The sequence below is a fragment of the Phaeodactylibacter sp. genome, assembly GCF_022763345.1.
Lineage (GTDB): Bacteria > Bacteroidota > Bacteroidia > Chitinophagales > Saprospiraceae > Phaeodactylibacter.
In genome coordinates, this window is sequence record NZ_JALEGS010000069.1 from 1 (window position 1) to 17,468 (window position 17,468).

A 17,468-nucleotide genomic window follows, 5' to 3' on the forward strand; every position below is an offset into this window, starting at 1 on the left:
CCTGACAAGCTATGCTTCGTCAGTGGCCGATGTCGCAAATCCAAGATTCCAGACGATGAATGTCTGGATCAACGACCCAGACGATGAATGTCTGGATCAACGACCCAGACGATGAATGTCTGGATCAACGACCCAGACGATGAATGTCTGGACTGTAAGCCCGACCTTTATCGTTCCCCGTGCTGGCCGTCAGCGCCAGTAGGTGACCACTTCGTATCGCGTATATAACCAACTTCCCCTGCCAGACTATTTCTGCTTTCTCCAGTCAAGTAGTTTTGTTGGACAGATTGCAAATTCAACATTGCAGGTTGCCTAGTATAGATATGCAAAGTATTTTAGGATTAAACGAAACCACCTCAAAATGAAATACGCGCTTACCCTATTATTTTGTGGGTTAACCTCCTTGCTCACCGGACAGGAAGACCGAATGGACTATTTCTTTCATGAGCTCACCTCAGAAGTCGACCATCCTTATTTATGTACCAATGGAGAGCAGTTTTTTTCTTCAATATCAACTGCGTGGATAGTCAATAGTGTTGTCGATGATTGTCAGGCTCCAAGTAGTTTCTACTGGCAAAAAGATTTATCTCCTATTCAGAGTTGGGCAATCGGCATAAAAGAGGAAGACGTGTCCAGACCAGTAGAGGCTGTATGGCATGGGGATACGCTCATTGTGCTCGGTATCGAACCTTGCTTCCTGGGGCCCACCCTGATTTCAAAAGTAGGGAAATTTGATGCCTCTGGTAATCTGCTGGCATCAGCATCCTATTTCAGTTGTTTGGATAACGCCCCGATCTTTGTGGTTGAGCCACGAGAGCAAGATAATACTTGCCCAATCCTTGCAGTTGACGAAGACGGAACAGTATTCTTCACCACAACTATTGGCTTAATGAAATTGGAAGCTAGTGGAACCCTTTTTCCTCAAACCGTAGATATTGATATTGATTCTCTAGTAGGAGTTATTGATCTACCTGGAACCAATTTGGGCGTTTCTACCTCTACAGAAGTGGCGATAGTAGATTGGGCAGCGGATAGTATTCTGTTATCTATGGAGCATGAAGCTACTGCTATGACAGCAGCGGATGGTGTGTTTTGGTTTATCAGTGAAGGAAGCCTTTTCCATATTGGAGCCGATCTGTCTACGGGAGTTTGGCCACTACCAAATGGCGATGCAACGCAAATTCGACTAACTACTTACGAGGACAAGCCACTCGTATACATACCCGGCGAACCAGATTTTAAAGCTTGGCTATTCAATAGGCAGACAGAGACCTTTGACTTGCTAATCGATTGGGAAATAGAGGGCGTAGAAATCTTTGCAGTTGAACCGTTTCGGCAAGACACTTTCTTAGTATCCGGACGGTTGGATAATGGAAGGAGAGGTTTTGTGAAAAAAGCTACTCCTTCATCATTCACTTTTCAGCATCCTTATGATCTTGGGATCCGCAGCATAGATTTAGAATTGCTCAACATTGAAGAAGATGTGGAAGTCAGCGGAGAAACTTACAACTATAGTATTGCTTTCCGGCAAAATGTCGAAATTGAAAATTACGGTGAAGGAATAATCAATGAATTTGTACTGGAATGGAATACCCGTCACGATTGGTGCAGTATACCAGGGTATCGCAAAATGACTGATTTGGTGATGCACCCTGGTGATGTTCAAATCGTTGAGGATACGTTGTGGCATAACTTTTCTACCTCGGAGCCAATTATCACTGATAGTATAGTTTACACTTTTAACACTTTTGGGCCTAATCATTACCTTGATGTTAACTATAGCAATGATACTATAACGGGAGGACTAATAGTTACTAACCTTGATCGTATGCTGATCCCTGAAACAGCCTTTAATCTATTCCCAAACCCCGCCAATGGACTGGTGCATTTAAGTGCTGATTTGCCTATTGATAAAGTTGAGTTTTATGACGTGCTTGGGCGTTTAGTTAGAACTCAGGACTTAGAAGGAGCATACAATACGGTACTGGAGAGGCAAGGAATGCCTTCAGGTGTCTACCTCATTAGATTGCAGAGTGGTAACCGGCAGGGTGTACAACGATTGATCTGGGGTGGGAAATGATTCAATAAAAAGCCTCTGAACCATAAGTATAATGGTCAGAGGCTTTTCTATTTTCTGAATGGCCGCAAAGATTTAGATAACGATTATTCTGCTTCCTCATAAAACTTCATCCCATCTCTCGCCATTTTCCGCAACAGCGGGCTGCAACGGTACCGGTCCTCCAGGTATTCATGATGCAAACGGTCCATCGTTTCCACGCAGTGGTGGATGCCTTTCTCATCCGCCCACTGCAGTAGCCCTTTCGGATAGTTCACGCCTTTGGTCATCGCCAAATCGATATCCTCACGGGAGGCAATATTGAGGTAAAGGGCGTCGGCTGCTTCGTTGATCAGCATGACCAGAATCCGCCACACGATTTCCTGCCCCAGCTTCTTATCCTTATCGGGCTCCGGATTTTGTGCTCCATCCCGGTAATCATAATAACCTCTTCCCGACTTTCGGCCCAGATAGCCTGCCTCCGACAACCGCTTTTGCGTAAATGAAGGCTTATACCGTGGGTCGAAAAAGAAGGACTGAAAGACCGTTTCCGTAACCGTATAATTCACATCATTACCGATGTAATCCATCAGGGTAAATGGCCCCATTTTAAACTTTCCGATTTCTGTCATCGCCCAGTCGATGGTAGCGGCATCCGCCAGTCCTTCTTCAAGGATACGCAGCGCCTCTCCGTAGAAAGGCCGGGCCACCCGATTGACGATAAACCCGGGCGTATCTTTCGCTACCACCGTAATTTTACCCCAGCTTTCAATCCGCTCACAGGCTTGTTCTAAAACAGCGGAATCCGTCTGTATAGCCGGGATGATTTCCACCAGTTTCATCAAAGGAGCGGGGTTGAAGAAATGAATGCCAAGTACCCGGCCAGGGTCTTTGCATACCGCAGCAATAGCAGCAATGGAAAGCGAAGAAGTGTTGGTGGCAATAATACAATCTTTAGGCACAATCAACTCCAATTGTTCGAAGACATTGCGTTTGACCTCCAGGTTCTCAACAATTGCCTCAATGACCATCCCGGGCTCTTTGAAATCATACAAGCTGTCAACGTAATGAATACGGCTCTGAATCGCCTGCGCTGTAGCCTCATCCACCCGCCCTTTTTCCACCAGGCGGTTCATAATTTTTTCCAGCTTGTCCTTTGAGCGTTGCAAAGCCGCCGGATTATTGTCGTAAAGGAATACCGTATGCCCGGCAGTCGCTGCCACCTGTGCAATCCCGCTGCCCATGGCTCCGCTTCCAATCACGCCTACATTTGTCATGGTTTTATCTTGGTTGAGTTTGCCGGAAGGTACGAAAAAGGTGGAAATGATACGGGGGCAATAAAATTGAACTTGAGGGTTTAGGCTTGCTCCTCGCCAAAAATCCCTCAACCCTATTCTTAACTGACGATTAAGTGGTCTCCGATAAAGATCGGAGCAGCAAACCTACTCGGGCGCAAACCGGATTGTCGCATCGGCTCTCATTTTCTTCGGTATTGTTTGACACCTACGGCGTCAATTAAAAATATTGATTGCTGTTTTTTTTACTAATAGTCGACCCCTATTGGGGGTCGTACATCAGTAAAAAACGAGCTTAAATCTTGGAATCGACCCCAGCGGGGTCGCACTTATCGATCGAAAGATTTACCTAAAAAAAATCCACGTCAGCTGCGACAATTTGGTTTACGCCCACCTACTCAATGCCCGCCTTTGTGTCGGTACTTCGGCAGACAGGTCAGCATTTACGCTGGGAATTGGTTTGCGGCATCGGCCACTGACGAAGCATAGCTTGTCAGGACAGGCGCAAGCCAATTCGTATTGCGAATAAGTTGCCGTAAACGCCTAAGCCTGAAAAAAAAGAAAAAAAGTTGAAAGACTTTATATTTTATAAGTAGTTGGTTTCCAATTATTTGGTATCTATTAAAAGTTTTCAAACGGATACAAGCGAGTACAAACGGAAGTAACCATTTATTTGTCGACTAAAGCTTGCGTTTGCCCCCACCTTTGTGATGTCAGTTTTCAACAACATATTTCATCACCAAAAAACAATTAGTCATGAACAACTTACGCAACCACGTACAATTGATTGGTAACCTGGGCAAAGAAATTGAATTCAAGCAGCTGGGCGAAGGCAAGTCCATCGCCCGTGCGACGCTCGCCACCCGTGAAGTCTTTAAAAACAAGAATGGCGAAAAAGTCGTGGACGTGCAGTGGCACAACCTGGTTGGCTGGGACAGCATTGCTGAAATCATGCAGGTGCTCCTCAAGAAAGGCAAGCAGGTAGCCATACAAGGCAAACTTGCCCACCGCACCTTTGAAGGCAAAGATGGCAAGAAGCGCTACGTCTCAGAAGTTATTGTAAGCGAATTTATGCCCATTAATTAAGCTGGCTCCTACGCCGCTACTCTGTATAACCCCTATTTTTTTCTTTAACTCTTATTATTTAATCATTAGCTACTGCTCAGCAGTAGATGGAGGGCTTATGCCTTCAAAAAACCAAAAAATCATGAATGGAATCAGAAACAGTGTAACCCTTATTGGTTTCCTAGGACAAGATGCGAAAATGATTCAGACAGCAAACGGGAAGACGCTCACTAATGTCTCGCTGGCTACCAACGATAGCTACCGCAACAAGCGCGGCGACCGGATTACCACCACCGAGTGGCACCGCTGTATAGCATGGGGCAAATTGGCAGAAGTGATGGGCAATCTCTGTAAGAAAGGTAGTGAAGTCGCGGTACGAGGCAAACTGACCTACAACTCCTACGAGGACAAGAACGGCGTGCAGCGCATTTCCCCGCAGGTCGTAGTGCAGGAGTTTGTACTGCTTGACCGCAAGAAGATGGAAGAAGCGGCATAAGAACAGCAACCCCAATTGACCAAATCCAAACCCACTTGCGACTCAAAGAGCGCGTAATGCATGGGTATAGCAAGTTGGGTTTATGCAGTAGGCCCCTGTCAGGTAACGACCTGTGCAGCGGGCCTACGGCTTTGCGCCCGAGCCGGCATTAGATATTATTGTTTTAGAAAAAGCGAATTTACGCTACCTTCGCGGGATAGGGTAGTGGCACCCTTCAATAGCTGCTCCATTAACTTAAAGGCATATGAAGTTTACTGAAGTTCGCTCGAAGCAGGATTGGAAAGACTTTCACCGGGTCCCGCACATCATATACAAAGACGATCCTAACTGGATTGCTCCTCTACAGGGAGATATCGAGGCGGTCTTTGACCCCACAGTCAATGATACCTTTAAGGATGGGGAAGCGGTTTGCTGGACCCTTCGCGATGACAACGGTCAACTTGTAGGGCGGGTTGCAGCGTTTATGGACCATACCCGAAATAAAATGCAGGAACACCCCATCGGTGGCCTGGGCTTTTTTGAATGCATTGAAAACGAAACCTACGCCTTCGCGCTCTTCGAAAAAGCCCGGGAATGGGTGGAAGCCCGGGGGGCTACCGTATTGGATGGGCCTGTCAACTTTGGAGAACGCGAAAAGTTCTGGGGACTGCTCGTGAAGGGGTTCTATCCGCCCTTATTCCAGGAAAATTATCAGCCAAAGTATTACCGCCGGTTTTTTGAAGACTGGGGTTTTATTCCGTACGAACAAATCCTGACTTTCCGCGGCGAAAGCAATGCCATCCCGGTAGAACGGCTCCGTAATGTGGTCAAACGCCTGAAGCAAAGATCAAATATTGAAACCAAAAACCTGGACTACGGCCAATTGGAGCAGTACACCAAAGACTTTTGTGAAATATACAATGCCGCCTTTAGCAAATACGGGCACTTTAAGCCACTACAGCCTGAGCAGGTCCAGAAAATTCTGCTGGAAGCCAAAGCGATTGCAGATACGAATACCCTTTCTATTTCCTACTTTGATGGCAAGCCCGCAGCTTTCTGCGCAGTGCTGCCTGATATAAACGAACTCGTTCGTTTTGCCAAAGGCAAGCTTTCCTGGTGGAAAATCCCCATTTTGCTTATAAAAAAGGCGATGAAGAAACAATTCATCGCCAAAGGCATTGGATTCGGTATTCACCCGGATTTTCAAAACAAAGGGGCATATGCCGTTATCGTTGAGCACATGGCTAATACCCGAAACATCCACCGGTATCCACAAATGTACCTGACTACAGTACGGGCTCACAACTTCGAAGCAGTTGGTGTTTACCAAAAACTGAATGTGAATGTAGACCGCATACATGTCGCTTATCGCAAGCCCCTGAAAGATGGTATCCCGGTTGAGTCATTCGAGTTTACGGAGCCTTATTAACTTAAGATTTTCTTGATATCGTCACCGATATCCAAAACTTCGTTTTCCTGTGCACGCTCCAGTATGCTCGCTGCAATGGCAGACCGGTAACCGCCGGCGCAGTGTACAGCAATGGGTTTGCCGTTCCCTACCTGTCCGGCTTTGTCGAGTAGCTGATCCAAAGGGACATTAATGCTGGACTCAAATGCGGGTTCCTGCTCATGCTCTTTCGGGCTCCGCACATCGAGGATGGTATAAGCTTCAGGGTCGGATTTTACTTTTTCCAGATCTGCAGATTGAATATGACCATTTGCCGTTGCCTCAGTCAGCAGGTAGACGCCTTTGATAAATTGCTCGTAGCTGATCTTCGCGGCTTTTTCCATGACAGTCTTTAGACCTTCCTGAGAGCCCGCAACCAGATAAAATGCAGTGCCAGGAGCCAGCAGTGTGCCCAGCCAGGTTTCAAATTTCCCGCCATCCGGTATATTAATACTGTTGCTGAGGTGCCCTGCTTTGTACTGATCGGCAGGACGGGTATCTACCACTAGAATATCCTTTTGCAGGTCATCTTCCCTTTGTACCCTTGCCACTTTTTCCAGGCTGCTACGGTAGGCTGCTACTCCCCGCCGGTTCTCTTCCACAGAGAAGGGGAAGTATTTCGGTACATTGGGCTGCCCGGACAACAGCTCTTCTACAAACGCCGTCTTATCCGTTTCAGAAAAGGCCCAGTTCGTCTTACGTTGCTCACCGATCGTGCTTACCGTCTCATTACTCATGTTCTTACCGCACAGTGAGCCGGCACCATGCGCCGGGTAAACGGTAACTTCATCGGGCAGGTGCTTGAAAACGGACTGCATGGTTTCGTACATCTTTCCCGCCAGCTCCGAACGGGTCAGATTAAATTTCCCTGCATCTTCCCGCAAGTCAGGCCGGCCGACATCGCCAATAAACAGGCTATCCCCGGTGAAAATGGCATGTGGCTTCCCATGCTTGTCGTGCAGCAGATAAGAATGGTGGTCCGGTGAGTGCCCCGGCGTATGCAAAGCCTGAACTTTCAACGCCCCAAGTTCTATCGTTTCTTTGTCTTTAAGTGCTACATGCGGATAGGAAACGCCCATGTCCGGGTGCACATAAACGACCGCCCCAATAGTTTCATGAAATTCCAGATGACTGCTCGCAAAGTCTGCGTGGGGGTGCGTTTCAAATACGGCGACAATATCTGCCCCGTGTTCCTTAGCATAGGCAATGTAAGGCTGAGGGTCACGTGCGGGGTCGACCAATGCCATTTTCCCACTATCAATAATCGCATAGGAGGCGTGTGCCAGCCCCTCATCATAAAACTGATGGATATGCATAAAGTAGTTTGTTTTGGTTAGGCAGCCTGAATATCAGCACTGCTCTATCCAAACAACAGCGAAACATGAAGAGGTGTTCATGTTTTGCCGGGAGCTTTTAATTCCTGTTCCTGATATCCTCCAGATATTTCTCTAGCTCCATCTCATCATACACCAAAACTTCCCGTGCCTTGCTGCCTTCACTGGGGCCTACAATTCCCAATGCTTCCAGTTGGTCCATAATCCGTCCGGCGCGGTTGTAGCCCAGCTTCAAACGCCGTTGGATCATAGAAGTGGAGCCATGCTGATTCTGTACAATCAAACGGGCAGCATCCTCAAACATCTCGTCCAGGTCGGCGTAGGTCAGCCCGGCAGAGCCTTCAATTTCTTCATCATCGCCATGGAATTCGGGCAGGTAGTGCGGCTCCGGATAGCCCCGTTGATCGGCAATAAAGTCAATGACCCGTTCCACCTCCGGCGTGTCCACAAAGGCACCCTGCAGGCGGACCATTTCCCCGCCTACGGACAACAGCATGTCACCCTGCCCAATCAGCTGATCGGCACCACCGGCATCGAGGATCGTCCGGGAGTCGACCTTGGAGGAGACTTTATAGGCAATCCGTGCCGGGAAGTTCGCCTTAATCACACCGGTAATAATATTCACCGATGGACGCTGTGTGGCAATAATCAGGTGAATACCTACCGCGCGGGCAAGCTGTGCCAAACGGCCAATCGGCAGTTCCACTTCCTTGCCCGCCGTCATAATCATATCTGCAAATTCATCAATAACCAGCACGATAAACGGCATGAACCGGTGCCCTTTATTGGGGTTCAAACGCCGTTGTACAAACTTCTCATTGTACTCCCGTATGTTCCGTGCCGCTGCTTTCTTCAGCAGGTTATATCGCTGATCCATCTCAATGGTCATGGAATTCAGCGTATGCACTACCCGGTTCGTCTCCGTAGTAATTGGCTCCTCCTGATTGGGGAGGAAGGAAAGGAAGTGGTGTTCCAGCTTACTGTAGGGGAACAATTCTACTTTCTTAGGGTCAATCAGCACCAATTTGACTTGAGAAGGGTGCTTTTTGTAAAGCAGAGAAATCAGAATGGCATTCACCCCTACCGATTTACCCTGTCCGGTCGCACCCGCTACCAGCAAGTGGGGCATTTTGGCCAGGTCCACTACAAAAACTTCATTCGAAATGGTTTTGCCCAGCGCAATCGGCAGGTCCATTTTCGCCCGCTTAAACTTATCCGATACCAGTACTTCCCGCATGGAGACAATCTGTTTCTTGCGGTTGGGGACTTCAATACCGATCGTGCCCCGTCCGGGAATAGGCGCAATAATCCGGATACCCAGTGCGGCAAGGCTCAGGGCAATGTCGTCCTCCAGGTTTTTAATCTTGGAAATGCGAACGCCAGGAGCTGGTACAATCTCGTACAGTGTGATTGTCGGCCCGATGGTAGCCCGGATTTTCGTGATCTCAATTTTATAGTTCAGCAGGGTTTCAATGATCTGCTCTTTATTCGATTCCAGCTCAGAGCGGTCAATCTCCACCCGTTGCCCGGAGTAATCCTTGAGCAGGCTGCTGACCGGGTATTCGTAACTGGAAAGCTCCAGTGTAGGGTCATAAGGCTCGCTGTGGTCCTGGTTTTCCTGAGTGACCGAGAGGGGCGGCTTATGCGCATCACTGGCAGCGGCGGCGGCCGGATCTTTGATTTCCAGCTCGCTGTTTTCAGCAGTAAGGGGCTCCGGTTTGTCCACGGAAACATCTTCCACTAACTCAAAACTTAGGTCCTGCTGGTGTGGCTTGGGAGGCGTTTTAGGCTGCGGTGCTTTGGATGGCGGCTCAATAGGGCTAGGGGCAGATTGGCTTTCCGAACTGCCCGGGCGCAGGGTTTCTGGTCTGGGGCGGTCTTGAGAAGAACCGCTGCTACCAGCTGCTGAAGGCTTCTTGCCAGGAAGCCGGCCACTAAACCAATCATTAATATACTGCTGCGTATCTTTAACGGCACCCTGAGGCGTCATTTCGTTGAAATTCGGATTCACATTCCAAACCAGTACGCCTACCAATAGGAAAACCAAAAGGATGATCATGCCGGCGGTCCCTACAAAGCTGATCAGCCATTCGCTGACCGCCTCCCCGAAGGCACCGCCCCACGGGAAAGCCGCGTCGCCTGCTACAAACTCCAGGAATACACTGAAAATCAGCATCAGCAAAATCCAGAGCCGGAATTTCGGCCAGTACATACTTAGATGTTGCCTGCGGACCAGCCCCTGCCCACTGACCATAAGTATAGCTACGATCACAAAGGAAGGCAGCCCAAAGCCCCAATAAAAAAACATATTGGAAACGATAGCCCCCAGCCTGCCCAGCCAATTGGCCATCTCTTCGGTATTGTCGAGCAGCAGCTTCCAGGAAAAACGCAACACTTTGTCCTGGTCCAGTGCCCAGGTAAACAGGTAGGAGGTAAAGGCAATAATGAAGTACAGCCCCAGGAATAGCAACAGAATGCCTACCAGTTTCGGTATCCGCTCATCGTTAATTCCCAGCTTCAGGCTCAGTTGCCCTTTTTTCTTGCGCTTTTTTGCCGCCATGCTCAATCAGTAACTTTCTTAGTTGGTTGACGGAAATAATTGAATCAAAGTTGAATCATTTATTTTTCTCCGTCACTCATTCCCCTTAGCCAGATTGGTCGGTATTGGGGTAACTGTTTACAAAAATAGGCATTAATTGCGGCAATTATAACGATTCTGTTTGATTGTTCCTTTATGTTTGTCAACAATTTGTTGATGCGGCCGCCTTTGTTTCACCAAAAAGACTTGATGTATCGGGTCAGTGCAGTGGGGAAAAGAGCCATTTTAACCCTGTAATGTTCCCCGACACATCAAGTCTAACAATCAAAACCGGTGCCCGATGGAAAGGAATAACCTCAGCTCCTGTGAGGTATTCACATTTCCGGCAAACGGGTACATCAGGGTCATCTTAACCGGTCCAATGATGGTATTGATGCCTCCGGTCAGCCCCAGGCCAAGAATAAACTGCTGTAGGTCGATCCGGTCCTCACCCGCGCGGTCGGGCTCGTCAAAAAAGCCAGCGTTGGCGTCCAATGCATAAAACATATTGCGCCGGAAAAAATGCTGGTAACCTAAGCCTGCCCCAACCGCTGCCTGGGCGACGAGATGGTTGGTATTCAACCCGTAAAATGGAATCGACCGGCGGGTCAGGGCCTCAGGTGCGCCCACCAGGAAGAAATCCCCAAAGGTATTGCTGGGATTGGTCACCAACCCGGCAAATGCACTGGCTTTCAAAGAGGCTCTGCCACTCAGTGGCAGAAAACGCTCCGCCCGGAAACTAAGCTTGGTGTAAGGCTTGAAGGAGAACAGCGAGTCACCATTCAGCCCTGCCTCAGGGTTAAGCCCGCTTACTTCGTACCCGCCGTTCCGCAACCCTTTGAGCTCCAAAGAAAGCCGGGTGCCTTCGGTCGGGAAAATATTCCGATTTAAGCTATTGTGCTCCAGTCGGGTGTACAGGTTGTAATTCGTATAGCTTAGCCGGTTAAAAAGCAGCCCGGCTCCGACTTTAGGGCGGAAAATGAGGTTTTCCTGCTGTACGCCTAAGCTTAGTGCGGTATTAGTGCCCAGCCGCTTTTGTACATGCAGGTCTATAACAGCCTCAATAAGGCTGTATTCTTCGTTTTGGGTGCCGTTCTGGAAGATCGGGATTTTATCCCGGGTCAGTTGCACATCGGTTACCCAGGCTAAGGCCTGAGCCTCATCAAGATACTTCAGATAATTTAGCTGAAACCGGTAGTTCTCCGCCACCACACTGTTGATCATTAGCCGGGATGCTGGCAATAGTACATTCCGGCTCGTCATATTAAACCGGAAGCCAGCGCTGCTGTAGTTGTCATAGTTTATGGCGGTCTTAAACACCGTAGGCGCTCTTTCCAGGCACTGCAGGACCAGTACCGTTTCCCTGGCTTCCTGCTCCAGCTGAAAGGTGACTTTTTCAAACTTATTGGTCCCCACGAGCCGGTTGATGGCTGTTTCAATAGCCTGCGGAGGGTAGCTTTGCCCGGATTCCAGCCCGCTGCGCCCAATGATTTCCTCGGCTGTGTAGCGCTCATTGCCTCGCACATGGATTTGCTCAAAGCAAAGCGTTTCCGGTGCCTTCATCCGGTGGGCCGCCTGATGTGCACCCAGTGAATCGAGCCTCATTTTCAAGGCCTGGAGTTCAGGGAGCATCGCCCGGGCAGCCTGTTCCCCTTTTGCCATGATGGAGTCAGCCTTACTGAAATCCTGCGCACCGTATTTCCTCAGATCAGGCTCAATGTAGAGGTCCACCATAGGCATTTGTTCCTGAGCGTCCTTTACACTCATCAGAAAGCCCGATTGCATAAGGATTTTGGAAAAGTTATGAAGCTTATCGGCATCCGCTTTTACATATCCGGTATAAACCCCAATGATGATGTCCGCACCCCAGGCTTTGGCCTCCTCCACCGGAAAATTGCGGATCAGCCCGCCATCAATCAAAATCTGCCCCTCCCGTTCCACTGGCGTAAAAGCAGTGGGGATCGCCATACTCGCCCGCATTGCACCGGCCAGGTCGCCGCTATCCAGCACTACTGGTTGACCTTCTACGATATCAGCAGCCACGCAGCGGAAAGGGATTGGGAAATCCCGGAAGTCTTCAGTTCTATATGCAGGAATGGCAAGCCGGCTGAGCAGATTGTCCACCTGCTGCCCGTAAATCAATCCGGAAGGCGGGATAAACTGACCGTTTTTGTACCCAATTTCAAAGAGCTGGTTTTCGAAGTAGTCTTTTTCTTCCAGAATGACATTCTCCAGCTCAATGCGGTCACTTAACACCTGCTCCCAATCCTGCTGCAGCAATAGAGTTTCCATGGAGTCTGCCCGGTACCCGATCGCGTATAGTCCGCCAATAACGCTGCCCATACTGGTGCCGGTGATGATATCAGGTTCAATGCCTACTTCTTCCAGGACTTTTAAAACGCCAACGTGCGCCATGCCTTTAGCCGCGCCGCCACTGAGCACAAGGCCTACTTTGGGGCGCTCCTGAAGTTGCTGCCCCTGCAGCCCGAGAGGCAATAAAAAAATAATGGAAAGCAGCACGTAAATCCGTGCCAGGTGTGCATGGGTCCTCATGGTTTTGTCGGGTTACTCGTTAGGCAGTGGCAGCCGGGGCAGTTCATGGCTGTACGGCTGCACCTTTTGCAGGTCAGGGTACTGCAAAGGTACCGGCTTTACCCATCGAAGTCCAGCCCATTAGTCTATAATAACCAGTAATTTAGCGATAAGGATAGGGAATAAGCATGAAATCAGGAATTAGCTTCCATGCGGTTGAGGTAGTCCTCGACAATTTCATCAATTACATCGCGGAGCAGCGCCCTTTGGTTGCGGGCAATGCTCTTAAGTTTTTCGAGCTTAACCGGGTCAAAAGAAAGGGTAATCCGCTTGGGGCGGCTACGGTCTTCTTCAGGTTCGGGCTGTGGGTCTACCGTACTCCGGATGAGTGCGTCGAGGCCCGCCATTGGCCGGCGTTGCTTCTTTTTGACACTCGGCGTAGCCGGGGCGGCTTCATCCCGTCTTTGCCGTTCTTCGAGCTGCCGTTCCATAGAATCATCAAAGGCTTCCTGTAGGAAAGACTGCAAGTCATCCGCAAAGTTCTTACCGGAGGTGGAGCGCTTATTGTTTTGGTCGTGGGCATCCTGTTGTTCGGCCTCATGAGCACCCAACCAGCCCTTGTCCGATTCCTGCTCGTTGGTTGGCCCGAAGAGGCTTTCCATGCCTTCTGTAAATCTCTTTTTGCTCACGATCAAAAGTTTAAAAGCTGATAGATACCCTACTGTCTCTTTTCCGCCATCATTTGGTCAAACTGCTCCATACGCTGCAATAGTTCCTTGCTGAGATCCAGGTAGTCTTTCGCGCCGGAACTGCTGGGGCTGTAGGCAAAGATGTCTTTGCGTTGTGCGGGTGCCTCAGCCAGAGCTACGGTATCCCGGATTTTGGTTTCGAAAACCAGATTGCCAAAGTACTTTGTTATCGTCTCGACCACATCCCGGTTGAGGACCTTGCGGCTGTCGTACATGGTGGCAATAACGCCGCCGATCTGTAGTTTCTTATTCAGCCTAAACTTTACCTTTTGTATAACCTGCTTGATTTTAGCCAGCCCCTGCATAGCGAGAAACTCAGTCTGAAGCGGGATCATAACGAAATCGCTGCTGGTAAGGGCATTCAGCGTAAGCAAGCCCAGGGATGGCGGGCAATCGATAATAATGAAGTCATATTCTTCCAAAAACGGGTCAAAAAGTTCCTGTAGGATAAATTCCCGGCCAGCTTCATTGATCAGCTCCATTTCTGCTCCGGAAAGGTCCAGCGTGGAAGCCACCACATCCAGGTTTTCTTTTGCCGTCACGGGTTGCAGGCCCGATTCTCCACGCATGGCTTCGTAGATGGTAACGGGAGGGCGCGGTACGCCAAGCGCCAGCGTGAGATTGGCCTGAGGGTCAAGGTCGATCAACAGCACCCGTTTCCCCAGTTCGACCAAACCCGCTCCGATGTTGATGGCACTCGTCGTTTTGCCTACGCCGCCTTTGTGATTCAATAATGAAATGACCTTTCCCATATTCCGTTTATTGGTGGCTTTTTTCTAAGGTAATAAAAAATACTAATATGGCCGCTTGCAGTGGACAAAAATAGGCTTTCGAAAACAATACCTGCAAAATTGACCTGAGAATTTCCTGTAATTCGAAAAAACTGCTACCGGCTTTGCCCGCCTGCAATTCTGGCTATGCTGTGGCTGGGTAGGATAAAAGGAGCAGATTTTGTTGCTCAAATGGATGACCGAATCGGAAAAGAACCCTTACTTTGACCTCAAACCAAATCAGGAAATGTGATGCGCTTTGTATTAAGGATACTGATTCTTAGCCTCCTCTTTGTTCATTGTGCCCAGGAGCCCGCAGGGCCATCAGCAGAAACGACTGCCACTCCGGTAACGGATGTACCAAAGGGCAAACTTTTTATCATTGGCGGCGGTAAGCGGCCTCCTGCCTTGGTGCAGGACCTGGTTGATGCCTCAGGAATCGAAAAACAAGGCTATGGTGTCATCCTGCCCATGTCGAGCGGAGAGCCGGATACGGCCGCTTTTTACGCCATAAAACAGTTCACTGACCTCGGCCTGGCCCCATCCAAATTCAGCCGCTACAACTTCCGGAAAGGGGAATACCCAGAGGCAGCTGTAGACTCTTTACGCAATGCCCGCCTAATCTACATTACCGGCGGGGACCAGAACCGTTTCATGGAAGTGGTGGCCAACAGCCCGGTGTACGATGCCATACATGAGGCTTACCAATCTGGTGCAACCATTGCCGGGACCAGTGCCGGTGCAGCCGTGATGAGTAAAAAAATGATCACCGGCAACGAGCAGCGCCACCCGGAATATACTGGCAACTTCCGTACCATCGAATCCAACAACATGGAAATTGCTGAAGGACTGGGGCTGCTCCATACCACCATTATTGATCAACACTTCATTTGGCGCATGCGCATGAACCGTTTGATCACGGTCGTACTGGACCACCCCGGTCAAATAGGTATTGGCATTGATGAGTCTACCGCAATTTTGGTGGAAAATGGGAATTTAGCAACCGTCTTCGGTGGCTATCAGGTGATCACCCTCCGCCACCGCAGCGGGCACACCACGGTTCAGGACAGTCTGCTGGGCGGACGCGGACTGGAGCTTAATGTACTATTGCCGGGAGATACCCTCCACCTGAATTAATGCAAGCTCAACGCAATTATCGACTGCGTAATGCAGCAGTAAACTTACATTTGAACATTCCATAGCGAAAAATAAAAATTTTGTTCACTGGCAAGTTTACTTTTATTAAAGTATTTGCTATATTTGACGGATAGTTGTCAAAATCTCCCCCCTACTAATAAGGCTGTCCTACATAACATACTGAGAAAGGGTAGAAATCTGCTCTTTATGAATGCCGTTCATGCTGGATCGATTCAGCTGACTTAGACTTCCGTTTGCAAGTTACTGTTGCTAGCGTTTGGTTATTGTCTATCCCGGCAAATAAAATAAATGTTCCTGCTGATGTGTGCAGTTCCCCACTAACGTATCTTACCCCCCGGAATTGCAGCATTGGCTAGATCATATTTAACTCATTCAATTTTTTAATAAAAAACCTTCAAACTCTATGAAGAGATTAAATTACACTTTATCCTGTTGTTTGGCTGTTTTTGCCTTTGGGCTTTTTGCTCTGGCTCCGGCAGCGCTTCAGGCACAGTATTGCGAGGGTCCCATCAACGCAGCGGATGACGAATGGATCACGAATGTAACTTTTGCTGATGTAAACCATAGCACCGCATTCGGCGTAAGCACTGCTAACACCATTAATGCAACGGCTAATGTCACCACTGGCGAGGCTGTGGACTTTACTGTTGAAGTCTTTACCGATTCTGACTTTGGCTTTGATGAAGCTATTGTTATCTACTTTGATTTCGACAATGATTTTGTTTTTGAGACTTCACTAGATCTTGGTCTTATTGAGGATGTTACTACTGCTGGCGCAATTTTTGATGAGAATTCTGCTCCCAGTGGCTCCAACACGGTTACTATGCCGAGTACACCAGGTACTTACCGCATGCGTGTTGTTCTGGACTTCTTTGGTCCGGTACCAGGCCCATGTAATGCTGACAATACTAGTAGCTTCAAAGACTCAGAAGACTACGAAATCGTTGTCACCGACGGCGGTGGCGGTGGTAACGACCCCACCTGCGACGATGGCATTCAAAACGGCGACGAGACCGGCGTTGACTGCGGTGGTTCCTGCGCGCCATGTGCGACTTGTGACGATGGCATTCAGAACGGCGATGAGACCGGCGTTGACTGCGGTGGTTCCTGCGCGCCTTGCCAGGTGACTTGTGAAAGCTTCCAGCTCACCCTCAATTTTGATGACTTCGCAGCTGAGACTTCCTGGCAGCTTACTGATCTTGACGGTACTCTGATCGATTCCGATGGTGGTTTTTCTTCTGCGGATGACTTTACAACAAACGTAGAAGACTTCTGCCTTGATCCAGGCTGCTATGAGTTTACCATTTTCGACAGCTTCGGTGATGGTATTTGCTGCGACTATGGTGAGGGCAGCTACTCCCTCACTGATAGCGATGGTAATGTAATTGGCTCAGGTGGTGCATTCGGTGGTTCAGAAACGACCTTCTTCTGTACAGATCCAGGTCCTGACTGTGTTGCACCTATCGCATCTGCCACGGTCGTACCTTACTGCAACAACGGCGTATTCATGATCATGGTGAACCTGGGTAGCCTGGGCAGCGCCAACACGGTAACAATTGCCAATAGCGGTGGGCAGCCTGCGCTTCAGAACGTATTCTTCCCAAGAAGGTACTTCGTTGGTCCTTTCCAGGCTGGTGAAGTAGTGGATCTCTTCATCTATGATCAGGAGAATTCTGCTTGTAATGTTAGGATTGAAGGCCTGACTGACAACTGCAACAACAGCTTGTCTACACCTGGCAACCTGACGAGCGAGACTACACTGAACGAAATCAGCGTATTCCCGAACCCAACTGCGGGTGATGTGAACGTGAACCTGGGCTCCATCTTTGGCCAGGAAGCCAATATCCGCATTATGAATGCAGTAGGCCAGCTCATCGAAGAGCGTCAGATTGATGCTGTTGAGAATGTAACCGAGCGTTTCGACCTGTCTAATCAGCAGGCGGGCATGTACTTTATCCACGTTGATGTAGCGGGTGGTGAAAGCCACGTAGAGCGCGTCATCCTGGGCA

General features: G+C 49.1%; 12 protein-coding genes. 6 read left to right on the top strand and 6 right to left on the bottom strand.

Annotated elements, in window-relative coordinates:
• Positions 1-361: 361 nt before the first annotated feature.
• Positions 362-2,080, top strand: a complete 1,719-nt coding sequence (locus MRY86_RS19360; protein ID WP_293566913.1) for a T9SS type A sorting domain-containing protein — start codon at positions 362-364, stop codon at positions 2,078-2,080.
• Positions 2,081-2,163: 83 nt separating this feature from the next.
• Here the strand turns inward: MRY86_RS19360 and MRY86_RS19365 are convergent, their stop codons facing one another.
• Positions 2,164-3,333, bottom strand: a complete 1,170-nt coding sequence (locus tag MRY86_RS19365; protein WP_293566914.1) for a 3-hydroxyacyl-CoA dehydrogenase NAD-binding domain-containing protein — start codon at positions 3,331-3,333, stop codon at positions 2,164-2,166.
• 774 nt (positions 3,334-4,107) lie between these two features.
• Between MRY86_RS19365 and ssb (MRY86_RS19370) the strand changes: the two genes are divergently transcribed.
• From ssb (MRY86_RS19370) to MRY86_RS19380, 3 genes are all read left to right on the top strand, one after another.
• Positions 4,108-4,437 carry a single-stranded DNA-binding protein gene (ssb, locus tag MRY86_RS19370; protein WP_293566915.1) on the top strand — a complete coding sequence of 110 codons (330 nt, stop codon included), beginning with the start codon at positions 4,108-4,110 and terminating at the stop codon, positions 4,435-4,437.
• Between the two features lie 121 nt (positions 4,438-4,558).
• Entirely contained in the window at positions 4,559-4,912 is a 354-nt protein-coding gene (gene ssb, locus MRY86_RS19375) for a single-stranded DNA-binding protein (RefSeq protein ID WP_293566916.1), read from the top strand.
• A gap of 244 nt (positions 4,913-5,156) precedes the next feature.
• Positions 5,157-6,320, top strand: a complete 1,164-nt coding sequence (locus MRY86_RS19380) for a hypothetical protein (RefSeq protein ID WP_293566917.1) — start codon at positions 5,157-5,159, stop codon at positions 6,318-6,320.
• Here MRY86_RS19380 and MRY86_RS19385 read toward each other — a convergent pair.
• The 5 genes from MRY86_RS19385 to MRY86_RS19405 all read right to left on the bottom strand — a co-directional run bounded on the left by MRY86_RS19385 (position 6,317) and on the right by MRY86_RS19405 (position 14,283).
• Positions 6,317-7,654: an MBL fold metallo-hydrolase gene (locus MRY86_RS19385; protein WP_293566918.1), complete on the bottom strand. Its 1,338-nt coding sequence runs from the start codon at positions 7,652-7,654 to the stop codon at positions 6,317-6,319. The genes MRY86_RS19380 and MRY86_RS19385 overlap by 4 nt on opposite strands.
• Before the next feature lie 97 nt (positions 7,655-7,751).
• On the bottom strand, positions 7,752-10,232 hold the full coding sequence (locus MRY86_RS19390) for a DNA translocase FtsK (RefSeq protein ID WP_293566919.1): 2,481 nt from the start codon (positions 10,230-10,232) through the stop codon (positions 7,752-7,754).
• Positions 10,233-10,535: 303 nt separating this feature from the next.
• Positions 10,536-12,803, bottom strand: a complete 2,268-nt coding sequence (locus MRY86_RS19395; protein WP_293566920.1) for a patatin-like phospholipase family protein — start codon at positions 12,801-12,803, stop codon at positions 10,536-10,538.
• 173 nt (positions 12,804-12,976) lie between these two features.
• Positions 12,977-13,471: a hypothetical protein gene (locus MRY86_RS19400; protein WP_293566921.1), complete on the bottom strand. Its 495-nt coding sequence runs from the start codon at positions 13,469-13,471 to the stop codon at positions 12,977-12,979.
• Positions 13,472-13,500: 29 nt separating this feature from the next.
• Complete coding sequence (locus MRY86_RS19405; protein WP_293566922.1) at positions 13,501-14,283, bottom strand: AAA family ATPase; 783 nt, start codon at positions 14,281-14,283, stop codon at positions 13,501-13,503.
• Between the two features lie 270 nt (positions 14,284-14,553).
• Between MRY86_RS19405 and MRY86_RS19410 the strand changes: the two genes are divergently transcribed.
• Both MRY86_RS19410 and MRY86_RS19415 read left to right on the top strand, forming a co-directional pair.
• The gene (locus MRY86_RS19410; protein WP_293566923.1) at positions 14,554-15,438 is read left to right on the top strand and encodes a cyanophycinase; all 885 of its coding nucleotides are present in this window, start codon (positions 14,554-14,556) and stop codon (positions 15,436-15,438) included.
• Between the two features lie 424 nt (positions 15,439-15,862).
• Positions 15,863-17,468, top strand: a 1,606-nt coding sequence (locus MRY86_RS19415) for a T9SS type A sorting domain-containing protein (RefSeq protein WP_293566924.1), incomplete at its 3' end; no start/stop codon positions are given.